The organism is Klebsiella quasivariicola (genome assembly GCF_002269255.1).
Classification (GTDB): Bacteria; Pseudomonadota; Gammaproteobacteria; order Enterobacterales; family Enterobacteriaceae; genus Klebsiella; species Klebsiella quasivariicola.
This window is the reverse complement of record NZ_CP022823.1, coordinates 5,083,250-5,095,397: the sequence shown is the minus strand read 5'-3', so window position 1 is coordinate 5,095,397 and position 12,148 is coordinate 5,083,250. Positions and strand designations below refer to the sequence as shown.

Here is a 12,148-nt window from a genome sequence, read left to right as displayed (position 1 = left end):
TCGAGAGAAACCACCTGAAAAAAGAGCAAGAAAAACCGCTGCGCAGGGTACTCCGCCTGGGCCGCGTTGACCACTGGCGCAGGCCTGCGCTATAGCGTGGGAAAGAGAGAGCCTGAAAAATAAAGTTACGAATCAACGCGCCGTTGGGCAAGGCTTCGGCGAAAAAGGGTGATATTTTGTCATCCAGACTCACCTGCCGTTCACTTATCGCAAGGATCCCCACTATGTCTGGCCACAAGAAATACCTCTCTGTCGCCCTGTTGAGCGCAGTCTTACTGCCGGCGATGGCCGCTGCCGCTGACGCGCCGGCGACCTTTACCCCGGAACAGGAGGCGCAAATCGGCAAAATCGCTGCCGACTATCTGGTCGCCCATCCGGAAGTATTGCTGCAGGCGAGCCAGAAACTGCAGCAAATTCAGGCGGAGCAACAGGCCAGCGCGGCCACCCAGGCGGTGCTGAAAAACGCCGCCGTGCTGACCCAGGATAAAAATACCCCGACCTACGGCCCGGCCAATGGCAAAGTCACGGTGATCGAGTTCTTCGACTACCAGTGCGTGTACTGCAGCCGTCTGGCGCCGGTGATGGAGCAGGTGATTAAAGCGCACCCGCAGACCCGCTTCGCCTTTAAAGAGTGGCCGATTTTTGGCGGTCGCTGGGAAAGCTCGCTGGAGGCAGCGAAAACCGGCCTGCAGATCTATCAGCAGAAAGGGGCGGATGCCTATCTGGCTTACCATAACGGGATTTACGCGACCGGCCATAACGAAGGCAAGCTGACGACGGCGGATATCCAGCAGCAGGCGAAGAAAGCCGGCTTTGATGCGAAGAAGGCCGCCGACGTCGAACCGGTTCTGCAGAGCATTAACGACCTGGCGCAGGAGATTGGTCTCAGCGGTACGCCGGGCGTGATCGTGATGCCGACCACCGGCGCCACGGAAGCCAGCATTACCGTCTTCCCGGGCCTGGCAGATAAAGCCTCTCTGGAGGCCGCCATCAAAAAAGCCGGCGGCTGACCCCGGCGTAGTAACTGTTAAGGCCGCCGATGGCGGCCTTGCTCTCATGCGCGATCGCTCTCTTCCTGCGGCGGCGGTAACGCGTGGCTTTTCAAATCAATAATCTGCCCGATTTGATCGTGGTAAACGGTGAGCAAATTATAGCGGCTCATCTCCGAGATAATTTGCGGCGCGACGTTAAAGCTGCTCGCCAGCTCATCGTCGCGCAGAGCGAGCACTGCGGTATGACGTCGGGTACGGGCGCGGCGCCGGTTGTAGTGGTACCAGAGGATCAGCAGCCAGCCGTTCAGCGCGGCAATCAACAGATACACCAGCGCCGTATTCAGCGAGGCCATCAGCGACTCCCAGCGCGGTGAGGGCGGCGCGATGAACTGCATCAGCAAATTGGCGTACAGAAAGAACAGAAAACCGAGCCAGGCCAGCAGCGTTAAGCCAGCGTCCACCAGCCGGGGCAGCACACGGTGTTCGGTTAAGATGAGCGTATTTTCATTCATCACAGGCTTCCTTTTCCCCGGTCCGGACTCACCCAGCGCGCGCGGGAACGTTGACGTTTCAACATCACTTTCGGAAAAGCGACCAGCGTGGTCAGCAGGCCGATCATCCAGTAGACCATCGGGAACCAGATCACCCAGAACAGCGATTTGGCGACCTTCTTCTCATAGCGCCGCTCGATATACAGGCTGGCGACGAACTGCAGCAGGCACATCAGGCCGAGCAGCATGCCGGTGAATTCCGGCGGGAACAGGCTGTGCACCGTCAGATTGTCTGGCAGCGGCATCAGATGGCTGAGGATAAACAGCAGGATGGTGACCGCGTAGGCAAAGGCCCACAGCGTGGAGCAGGCATACTCCAGAAACAGCGGCCACATCCGATGATGCTGCCAGTGAAACAGGCGGCGCAGGTTGACCAGAAAGACTTCGGCGCCGCCTTGGGCCCAGCGCAGACGCTGTTTCCATAACCCCTTGAGGGTCTCCGGCATCAGGATCCAGCACAGCGCCCGCGGCTCGAAAAAGATGTCCCAGTGGCGGAGCTGAAGCTTCCAGCTGATATCAATATCTTCGGTGATCATATCCGGGCTCCAGTAGCCGACGTCCGCCAGCGCCTGCCGCCGGAAGGCGGCGATCACGCCGGAGACGGTAAAGACCCGGCCATAGATCCGCTGTGTCCGCTTGATAAGCCCTATGATCGACGAGAACTCCCCCACCTGAATACGGCCGATCAGCGTGGATCGGGTGCGGATCCGCGGATTACCGGTGACCGCCCCGACGTGCGGATAGTGGATCAACGGCGCGACCAGCCAGGCCGCGGTATCCCGGTCCAGCAGGGCGTCGCCATCGATGCAGACCAGCAGATCGCCGCGGGCGGCGGCGGCGCCTGCTTTGAGCGCCACCGCTTTTCCCTGATTGGCGGCCAGGTGGATCACCCGCAGCCTCGGCTCCTCCTGCGCCAGCTGCTGGAGCACCTGAGCGGTGTTGTCCGAAGATCCGTCGTTAATGGCGATCACTTCGAGATTGGCGTAACGCTGGGCCAATGCCGCGCTGATGGTCTCCCGGGCGTTTTTCTCCTCGTTGAAACAGGGGATCAGGATCGAGATCAGCGGATTACCCGGCAGCGTCGGCGGCGGGGTATCCTCCCCCCACGGCCAGTGGCGTTCCAGCTGAAACCAGAAGTAAAGGCCCCCGGTGATCCACAATACCGACATAAACAGCGGCCAGAAAAAGACAAAGTCGAGGATAAGCTCGCCGGTAAATACCGCCGCGACGCCTAACGGCAGCCCGAAAACGAGGCATAAAATACACAATGCGATGATGCGATCAGTCATGGTCAGGGTACCACCAGGAAGAAAATTGCGGCCTGATACGGGAGATATCAGGCTGGTTGTTAATAAAGTCGTCAGGGTAGTAGCCGTAGTTTTTGACGCCGTTCAGCCGCAGCAACTGCATCCAGTCCGCCAGCTGCTGGTCAGGAATGGCATTTTGCTGGCGCTGGTTCCAGTCTCTGGCCTGTAGCTCAAAGATGGTTTTATTCAGCGCGCCCGGGCGGCTGGCGACGGCCTGAACCAGCCGCGTCAGCCAGGCCTGGCTGGCGTCAATCGGCACGGACTCCATCAGCGGCATCGCCATCGGGACCGTCCAGTCATAGGCGGCCAGGAAATCATCCAGATTCTGCGCAAACCAGGCTTCGCTCTGCGGCTCCAGGATCGGCAGGGCGAAGAGATTACGCGCCGTTTTCACCTGCGGGCCGCGGATGGCCTGCACCGCCTGGCGTAGATCCCGAGTGAAACGGGTCAGGGTTTGGCTTTTGAAACGCATCCACGCCTCGCGCTCTTGCGGACGTTGGGGCACCGGCCCGGCGTCCTGCGCCAGGCCGGTCTGCCGCCAGGCAGCGATTGCCTCCGGGCTCACGTCTTCAAAATCGGTCAGCACGGCGTCGTCGTGAAACAAAATCCCGCTGAAGCTGGCGTGTCGGGCCAGATCTTCGTAGATGTCGGTGATCTGCTGGCGCACCCGGGGATCCCAGGGCGACAAGCGGACATAGGGCTGCCGGGCGAGCTGCGCCTGGCCGGTTTGTGGATCCCAGCGCTGAACGCGCGGCAAATCGGACGCGAGATCGAAGGCCAGCACCGGCATCCAGGCATAAACCTTGACCCCGCCGCGGGTCTGCAGCTGCCAGGAGACGAAGTTAAACAGGTCGGCGCGCATCGGCAGCCAGCGGTTGGGGAAATAGAGCGACTTGACCGTGCCATCGCCCTGCGGGTCGGAAAAGGCTTGCAGGAAAACATAGCTGATTTTCATGTCATAGACGCGCTGCACCAGCTTATCGATATTCTTCGCCTGCTGGACGGGATTGGGGTCATAGACATAGTCCAGATCCACATGCATCACCCGGACGGGGTCGGCTTCCTGAATCTGGGTCACGGCGTTGGCAAAGGCCTTGATCGACGGATTCCCGGCGATCAGCAGGCGCGGAATATTGTCCAGATCATGAACGTTGCCCAGCCCGTCGTTCAGCGTAAACGCCAGCTGATAGCCCTGTTGTTTGGCGATGGCCAGGGTCGTGCCGCTGGCGGCGCCGTAGGGCCACACCCAGGCGCGCGGCGCTTTCCCGGCGACCTCATGGATTTTCGTCGTCACTTTCTGCACATCATCGGCCATGCGCCGGGTAAACTGCGCGTCGCTTTCATAGCGGCCGGTGGTTTTATCCCAGCCGCGGTTGGCGGCGGCTGGCTCGCGGCTGCCCTGCGGATTGGCCGGCAGACCGTAGTGCGAGGCCCAGGTATGCGCGCCGATTTCCACCAGCGGCGAGCGGCTCAACTCCTGCACCATCTCCCAGGTGGCGAAGCGCTCGCGCGGCGTCATCAGGCCGCCAAAATTAACGGGCTGATTGGCGGGGGTATCCACCCAACTGCCCACCGGAGCCCACAGCGCCGGGACGTTCCAGGCTTTAAGCAGCGGCCAGACGCGGGTGTAAAAACTGCTATAACCATCGTCGAAGCTGAGAAGAAAAGCCTTAGGTGGCAGTGGCTTAAGCCCCTGGTTCGCATCCAGAATGTCCTGAACGCTCACCGCACGGTAGCCGTGATGAAGCAGCCAGGCGATCTGCTCATTGAGCGCGCTGGTGCGTACCGAGAGATAACGCTGGTCGGCGGCGTCATCTTCGACATCATGGTAGGCCAGCACCAGAAAGCGATCCGCCGGCCAGGGTTTATTAGCCTCCAGCTGGGGGCGCTGCTGCGGGGTGAGGAAGGGGACGTCCTCAGCACGCACGCTGAAGATAAGGCACAGCCAGACGAGAAGCATCAGGCCGTTGCGCAGGGTCGTGTTCAGCATGGTCATCCTTAAAACCGTATATTTGCATCAAGAGTGATAGCGAGGTTGTTTTCGCGTTTACCGTCATAGGGGCGTTTGTCCCAGTTCAGCATCACCCCGGTGTCGACGACGTTGTTCCAGCGCAGGCGCTGCCCGTAGCCCAGCACCGTGATCGCGCCGGCGGCGTGATTTTTTTGCCAGTAGCTGCCGCCGCCGGCGAGCAACTGCTGGCTCCAGACGGTGTCATAGCGCTGGTAAAGCCTGTGATCGACGGCCAGCGCCGCGGTGGCGGCGAGGTCACGCGCCGGGCTGTAGTAGGCGGTGTCGGTACGGCTATTGGCGCTGGCCGACAAACCGGGCTGCAGATCCAGCGTTAACCACGGCGTCTGCCAGAGGCGCTCTTTACCGGAGAGGGTGTACTCCTGGCGGCGGTTATGGTCGGTAAAGCGGCTGGCGGCCGCGCTGACGCGGTACTCCCGGCGTTCGTTTGGAGACCAGCGCAGCCAGCCTTCGCCGCGGTTGGCGCTGACGCCATTGCGTAACGCGCGCAGCGGCGTCTGCTGCGAAATCCGCTCCAGTTCGCCGCCCAGCTGCCAGCGATCGCTGAGGTCGTGGGTGGCGGAAAGGCGGACGCCGGGCTTGTTCTCGCCGTGAAAATTGACGCTGGAGAGCTCAAGCTCGCCCCAGTAGTCGCGCGGGCGCCATTCAACGCCGGCGAACAGCTGGCGACGGCTGCCTTTCCCCTCTTCAAAATTGCCTTTGGCAAAGCGGTGGCCGCCGAACAAGCGCCAGCTGTCGGCTAGCGGCGGGCTGTAAATTGCCGTCTCAAAACTGAGATCGTGTGTGCCGCTCACCGGGTTGTCAGAATGCAGCCCTTTGCCAACGCTCAGGCGAAGTTCGGAGAGATGATGGACCTCACGGGCTCTGGCTAAGCGTTGGGTATTCAGATCCCGGGGCGAGCGGGCGATGACGTCGTCAGTCAGCAGATCCATCTGCCGCCACTCCTGCAGATCGAGGGCGACCCAGGCCTGCTGGCGCTCCAGCTGCAGGCTGGCGGGCTCCAGAGATTCGGCTGCTTTTAGCCGACGTTCGGCAGCTCGCGGCTGTCCTCTCTCCTGCTGAAGGGCGGCATAATCTATCTGCAGGCCCTGGTTGCCAGGGGCCGTTGCCGCCAGGCGCTGCATCCGAGCTTCGGCCTGCGGCAGGGCGTTGGTGGCGGATAAATAGTGCACGTTAAGCGACTGCGCGGTGAGCCAGTCATCGTTCGGCTGCGGCGTTGGCGAGCCGTAGAGGCGACGGATGTAGGGCGCATTCCGGGTGAGGCGGGCGACATACCGTTGCGCCGCCGGGTACTGACCGGTATCCAGCAGGGCGTAGAAAAGCTCATGCTCTTCATTCTGTGGGCTTGTCAGCCACGAAGGATGCTGGTGGATAAGCGTCAGCGCAGGCTCAATCTGCTTAAGGGCGATATAAGAGGAGATGACCCAGCCGATGGCCCAGTCGGGAACCACCTGCTGCTGCGCGATCAGGCTGTGGTATTCGCGGATGACCTGCGCGTAGTCGGCGCTGGCGTACAGGGCGCCCAGGCGGTCAATGCGCGCCCGGATGATGTCGGGGCCGGCCTGCGGGTCGGGACGCCAGGCGGCGATCAGCGCGTCATACTGCGCCAGTGCCGTGCGGGCCAGCGCGTAGCGCGCATTTTCCTCCCGGGAAGGCGTATCGGCAAGGCGCACCAGTTCGGCGGCGGCGTTCAGCTGCAGGTTGCGCTTTTCCGCAGGCGACAGCGCGACGCTATCCGCCAGGCCGAGGGCGGGGGAATCGATCCGGTTTTGGCTGAGGGACGTCATCAGGCTGGCCAGCGCCGCTTTGTTTTGCGGCTCACGATCGAGGATCTGCGTGTCGACCAACAGTTGATCCCTGCTTTTACCCAGCCGCAGATAGACATAAGAGAGCGTCTGCAGGTGCGCAATGCTTGCCTGCTCGGCCACCAGGCGACGCGCTCCGCTGAGTGCCTCGCTGTCCTTATGGGCATCGGCCAGCGTTTTGATATAGCCGATACGATAGTCGTCGCTGTCGGGGGCCTGGCTGAGGGCTTGTTGCCACAGCGTGAGCGAGGCTTGCCACTGTTTCTGATTGCGTAGCGCCTGCGCGGCGGCGGCGGTACCGCGTGCGGGAAGCGGCATATAGACCTGGTAGCGTCGCCAGACTTTCACGACCTCATCGTCCTGACCCGCCCAGAGTGCGACCTGCAGCCAGTCCGCCACCTGAGAGGGGGTTAAAGCATGGCGCAGCTGGTACTGCTGAAGGTAAGAGAGAAAGGGGGTGTACTGGCCTTGACGTGCTTGCAGGATCTGCTGGTCATATACCGAGTCCGCTCCTTGCACCAACGAGGGAAAGAGCAAAAGCAAGCCGATTGACAGCGAGAGTTTCGTGTTGCGATTAAACAATAATGTATTTGAATAAGGTGATCTTTCCATTTCTATTTGCCATATGTTCATCAAGAATCCATTGCACAACACGACCGTCCTTTGACGGTGAGTTAAAGGATGAGGATGGTCCCATTTAGCTGACTGGCACTGCAGGTGAATGACTTATTGCAAGGTATTAAACATATCTCCGGTTGATAATTGAATGGATAATTTATACCCGATATGGCAGCGGATAAATATGGATTAATGGTGATCTGCGTTTTAAGATAAATCTGTAAAATCGGCTTAATTAGCATGGTGGCTCTTAACGGGTTTTTGTTAACTGACTGAAATAAATAAAAAATAACCTTGGGTGAAATTTTGTTTCAAAAGTAACCTGGGGCATATATAGGTGAAGTGGTAAGAGTTTTTTGTGGATATTTAAGATGATTTCTGACAAAAACTCTCAATAACAGAAAAAGCATCTTTTCTGTGGGATTTTTTTATTTATAATTAATCCGTTTATTTTCTATCAGTACATAAGGAGGTTTTTCTTAGCCTGATTCAGATGCCGCGCTAATGATAAATCACTGCTCTCGTTATTTTCACCGCCATGCGAAGCGTTCCATAGGGCGAAGGATACGTCTGGTTGACGAGAATTTGTTGATTAAATGTAAAAGGGACGATTTGTGGCAACTTCAATGATATTGATTACCGAGGATTACTATCTCTTTCAAGGTGTTAAGAATTTTTTTCCTGATATCATTCAGTTGGATTCTAGCGGAAAAACGATTTTAGATAATGAGGTTGATGACGTCTCTCTGCTGGTTGATAGCCGTTCGCCGCTTTGCCATTACGATTACCTGGTGATGGAGGCGGCACAATCCCGAAAACGAATATGTTGTATTGTCCTTGATATGCGCCATCGGGAAGAGCATTTACTCAGTCTGAAATCATTTTTAAACATGTCATTGTCACCCGCGGATATGGCGACATTATTTGGTCTTTTTCTGGAAATGAAGAGCAAACGACTGACCAAAGAGTGGTTTGACGATCTGCGTTTAAGTATGACCGAACAGTTGATGCTGCGTTTGCTTTGGACTGGAATGACAATGGAGGAAGTGGCGGTGAATCTGAATACGTCGGTAAAAAGCCTTTACCGCAAGCGCACCGCACTTTATGAACGCCTGGGATTAGATAATTTTAATGAAGCCTGCTTATTTATCTTTAGAAATAAACTGCTGGAGCAGGCCGGTGCATCCCCTTGAGGCTTTGCTGTACAGGTAACGGATGACATCGCAAGGTATTTGATGACGGAATTGTAATAAATTAAATGGCTATTGATAGGTATAACCGTCATGACTACCTGGTATCTCTGGTCGCGTCAGGCATATAATTTCGAAGCTCTTTGGAAGTAATTACCGCCAATGCGGTTTGCTATGCACAGCGATTATTATAATGAATATATTCCTTGCGCCGCACAGGAATAGTTTTGTCATAAATTAACTCTATCATGGTATTCCGGATCATGCGCCGGAATGCCATGAAATTTCGTGAAAGCATCAGAGGAGCGAGGTGGATGAGAATAAGGGACAGTATTGCTGAACGGTTAGAGGCGTGCGGACTCTACCGCCGGGCGGCATCAAGATGGATAGAGGTGATGCAGCGCTGTCTGGACGATGATGACAGAGAGTGGATCCGTCACCATCGCAACCAGTGTCTGAAAAAGGCGCAACGTCCGCCGGCGCCGAAAGAAGAGTTTGCCGATCTCCACCAGGCGGCCAAAGAGACGCAGTATCGCATGGGCATCGCAAAGCCCTATGGCGAAGCGTTCAGGCTGCCTGGTAAAGGGAAAACGGCCGCCGAGTAATACCTTTCTTCACGGGGTTTGCCTGACAGCTTCGCCTTATCCGGTCTACGTCTCAACAGGCGTTTCCTTACCTCCCTGGCTCGCACAAGCGCAGCGCCGCCGGGCGATTCACATTGATGTTGTAACCCGCTTTTGTGCCGGATGGCGGCATAAATGCCTTATCCGGCCTACGAGTCCTCTGCTGGTTCAAACAGCGTAGGACCGCGCAAGCGTACATCCGCCGGGCGATACACATCAGACGCTGTACCCACGGTTGTGCCGGATGGCGGCATAAATGCCTTATCCGGCCTACGGGTCTGGCGTTTCGTCGTCCCCCAGGCCCGCGTAAGCGTAGCGCCGCCGGGCAGCGGGTGATAGAACGGAGTTCGATGAAGCGTCCGGATGCAGAAAAGCAAAAAACCGCCTTTTGGGCGGGTTCTTTAAATAGTGGTGCCCGGACTCGGACTAACGCCGCAGGCGTTGAACAGCGCGCTTGCCGCGCTGGCCCCGAAGGGGTGAGCCGCTGTGCGGCGAATAATCGAACGGAGTTCGATGGAGAGTCCGATCGCAGAAAAGCAAAAACCCGCCTTTTGGGCGGGTTATCTAAATAAGTGGTGCCCGGACTCGGACTAACGCCGCAGGCGTTGAACAGCGCGCTTGCCGCGCTGGCCCCAAAGGGGTGAGCCGCTGTGCGGCGAATAATCGAACGGAGTTCGATGGAGAATCCGGATGCAGAAAAGTAAAAACCCGCCTTTTGGGCGGGTTCTCTAAATAAGTGGTGCCCGGACTCGGAATCGAACCAAGGACACGGGGATTTTCAATCCCCTGCTCTACCGACTGAGCTATCCGGGCAACGGGGCGCATTAAACCGTAATCCGCCCACCCCGTCAACCAAATTTCTTAAATTACTTGTCGATTGCTTATCTTTGCGGCAATTCCGCGTTCAACGGCGCGTTTTGGCTTAACTTCACTGCATGCCGTTATCGCCTTCGCGGGTTTTCCAGCCGCTGGTAATAGCGATAACGTGGCGCAGCCCGGAGATGAGGTAATCACCAATGACCTCCTCGTCCTCTCGCGGCGAGCTCAGCGTAATTTCCGCATCTACGCCGTGGCGATAGGCGCCATGGTGGCTGAAAATGGTGCCGATATAACATTTCCCATTCAGCCAGACTGGAATATAGGCCACCGTCTCATAGATATAGTTAACGGCGACGCCGCTGTAGTAGTTATCCGCCTCGTCAGCGGAGGTGCCCGGCGGGATGGGGCAGATCGGCGCGTCGTTGTCGCTGGCGGGTCTGTCTTTCAGCAGGCTGCCCTGCATCACTTCCAGCGATCGCAGCAGATCCGCTTTATCGGTATCGCTCAGGCTGGGGGTCAACGGTTGGTCTTTCTCCGGCGAACGGATGCTGTTCAGCGTATAGCGATAGCGAACCGTCACTGCGGGCGTCTGGCTGGTGGTGCTGAACGGACGCAGCAGGTAAAGGTTATCTTCGCCAAACTGGCCGTTGTACCACAGGGCATACACCTGACCGTTGATTTTGACCCAGTGGTTCCACTGGTTAGCCCCGCGGCCATTAATGGAAAAGAGGGCACCGGGCACTCCGGCATCGAAATCATCACCGTTATCACTGTCGCTGCCGTTGACGGCGGCAAAATCATCATCACCTCGCTTGAGCACACCGGTGTAGCTGAAGAGCCCGGTCCCGCCCACGTAGCTATCGATGATCAGATCGCGTTTACCGTCGCCATCGAGATCGATAAGCGTGAAGCTGACTTTGCCGTTTTCTGAATCCGCGCTGATCGCGGAGCGCAGAAATGCCTGCCACTCATCATCGCTGATGTCCGGGGACGGTTTGCTGGTCGAAACCAGCGTATCGTCGGCGTAAGTGAGCGTGAAGTCGGTAATATGGCCGGTTAACGGAAACTGCTCGGCGACCCGGTTCAGCGCCAGCTCTGGATCGCTTTTTTGCGCTTTTAACACTGCGTTATACAGCGTGCGCAGGGCGAGGTTATCCGCCTCTTTCTGCTGTTTGGGGATCACCTGGCTGACAAAGGTCGGCAGCATCCAGGTGCCGCCGGGGGTGATTTCCCGGCACATACCGGTGCTGTACTTCAGGCTGGGGGTAAAGGTTTTACCGTCCCAGACGCGGGTTTCGCCGGTGACGCAGTCGGCAATCCCCCGTTCTTTGTGCTGGAAGACGAGAGTACCGTTGGCGTAGCTGGAAGCCTCGGTGGTCAGTAGCCGCGGTTTGCTTAACTGGGCGTTATCAACCAGCCACAGGGCATAGCCGTCGTTATAGGGCGCTCGCCAGCAGAGCGCCTGCACCAGAGAATGGGTTTTATCCAGCGCGGTCAGCGTGATCTGGCGCTCTGCCGCCGGAATGGCCGGGTTCTGCCAGTCGTCGCAGCGCTGGTTTAGCAGCGGCGTCAGGGAGGGCAGCAGCTTCTGGCGCTGGAGCATACTTAGTGGCACCGGCTGCGCGTTATGGAGAACCGGGGCGGCGATAATTTCCGGGGCGGGCGTGGCTGGCAAAATGGCGTCGTCGCCCGCGTCGCCTTTATCCAGCAGCGCATCGGCGGTGCCGGTGCGTCGTTGAAACGCATCCATTTTACCCAGCACCTCGCGGCTGCCGGCGCTGGACAGCGGCAGGCGTTGACCGTTGAGGGTGAATTCGATTTTGCGCTGATTCGTTAACGCCTGCAGCAAGGCGGTCGTCTGGTCGCTGTCGAGGCGGAAGTGGCTGTCGTCCAGAGCGTCCAGCGCGCCGAGATCCCTGTCGTCGATCAGCAGGCTGGCGGTGGAGTCGGCGGGGATATCGTGTTCGATCTGCGCGAAGGTGGCCGTGGCGGTGAGGTGCTGTTCGCTGCCCGCGTTGCGGGTTAACAGTATGCTGACTTCGCCCATGCGGACACCGTAGCCCGCTGCCCGGCAGGTGCCGGTGTTATCGCAGGCGAGCTCCCAGTCATTTTGCGCAAAGGAAAAACCTTGCAGGGGAGCCGCCAGCAGGGGCGTGGAACAAAGCCCCAGCCAGGCAGCCCAGAAGAACGCGCGCATATCAATCCCTGTCAGCA

8 protein-coding genes and 1 tRNA gene are annotated in these 12,148 nt (G+C 58.1%); 3 read left to right on the top strand and 6 right to left on the bottom strand.

The window, feature by feature from the left end; all coding sequences use genetic code 11:
- Positions 1-224 precede the first annotated feature (224 nt).
- The gene (locus tag B8P98_RS25630; RefSeq protein ID WP_095033551.1) at positions 225-1,010 is read left to right on the top strand and encodes a DsbA family protein; all 786 of its coding nucleotides are present in this window, start codon (positions 225-227) and stop codon (positions 1,008-1,010) included.
- A gap of 44 nt (positions 1,011-1,054) precedes the next feature.
- Here the strand turns inward: B8P98_RS25630 and pgaD are convergent, their stop codons facing one another.
- From pgaD to pgaA, 4 genes are read right to left on the bottom strand one after another with little or no spacing between them, the layout of a single operon-like run.
- Entirely contained in the window at positions 1,055-1,504 is a 450-nt protein-coding gene (gene pgaD, locus B8P98_RS25625; protein WP_095033550.1) for a poly-beta-1,6-N-acetyl-D-glucosamine biosynthesis protein PgaD, read from the bottom strand.
- Positions 1,504-2,832, bottom strand: a complete 1,329-nt coding sequence (gene pgaC / locus B8P98_RS25620; protein WP_095033549.1) for a poly-beta-1,6-N-acetyl-D-glucosamine synthase — start codon at positions 2,830-2,832, stop codon at positions 1,504-1,506. Before pgaC ends, pgaD begins: the two co-directional genes overlap by 1 nt.
- Positions 2,825-4,840 (bottom strand): poly-beta-1,6-N-acetyl-D-glucosamine N-deacetylase PgaB, encoded by a 2,016-nt coding sequence (gene pgaB, locus B8P98_RS25615; RefSeq protein WP_025712584.1) that lies wholly within the window; start codon positions 4,838-4,840, stop codon positions 2,825-2,827. Before pgaB ends, pgaC begins: the two co-directional genes overlap by 8 nt.
- A gap of 8 nt (positions 4,841-4,848) precedes the next feature.
- On the bottom strand, positions 4,849-7,296 hold the full coding sequence (gene pgaA, locus B8P98_RS25610; RefSeq protein WP_167382684.1) for a poly-beta-1,6 N-acetyl-D-glucosamine export porin PgaA: 2,448 nt from the start codon (positions 7,294-7,296) through the stop codon (positions 4,849-4,851).
- A 632-nt stretch (positions 7,297-7,928) separates the two neighbouring features.
- Here pgaA and B8P98_RS25605 point away from each other — a divergent pair.
- Positions 7,929-8,495, top strand: a complete 567-nt coding sequence (locus B8P98_RS25605) for a helix-turn-helix transcriptional regulator (RefSeq protein WP_025712586.1) — start codon at positions 7,929-7,931, stop codon at positions 8,493-8,495.
- A gap of 245 nt (positions 8,496-8,740) precedes the next feature.
- A complete protein-coding gene (locus tag B8P98_RS25600; RefSeq protein WP_306418750.1) occupies positions 8,741-9,097 on the top strand; it encodes a PerC family transcriptional regulator in 357 nt (118 codons plus the stop codon).
- A 755-nt stretch (positions 9,098-9,852) separates the two neighbouring features.
- On the opposite strand, the gene B8P98_RS25590 is transcribed toward B8P98_RS25600, so the two are convergent.
- Together B8P98_RS25590 and B8P98_RS25585 are read right to left on the bottom strand one after the other, a co-directional pair.
- Positions 9,853-9,928: transfer RNA gene (locus B8P98_RS25590), tRNA-Phe, on the bottom strand.
- A gap of 115 nt (positions 9,929-10,043) precedes the next feature.
- The gene (locus B8P98_RS25585) at positions 10,044-12,131 is read right to left on the bottom strand and encodes a DUF1176 domain-containing protein (RefSeq protein WP_080897635.1); all 2,088 of its coding nucleotides are present in this window, start codon (positions 12,129-12,131) and stop codon (positions 10,044-10,046) included.
- Positions 12,132-12,148: the final 17 nt, after the last annotated feature.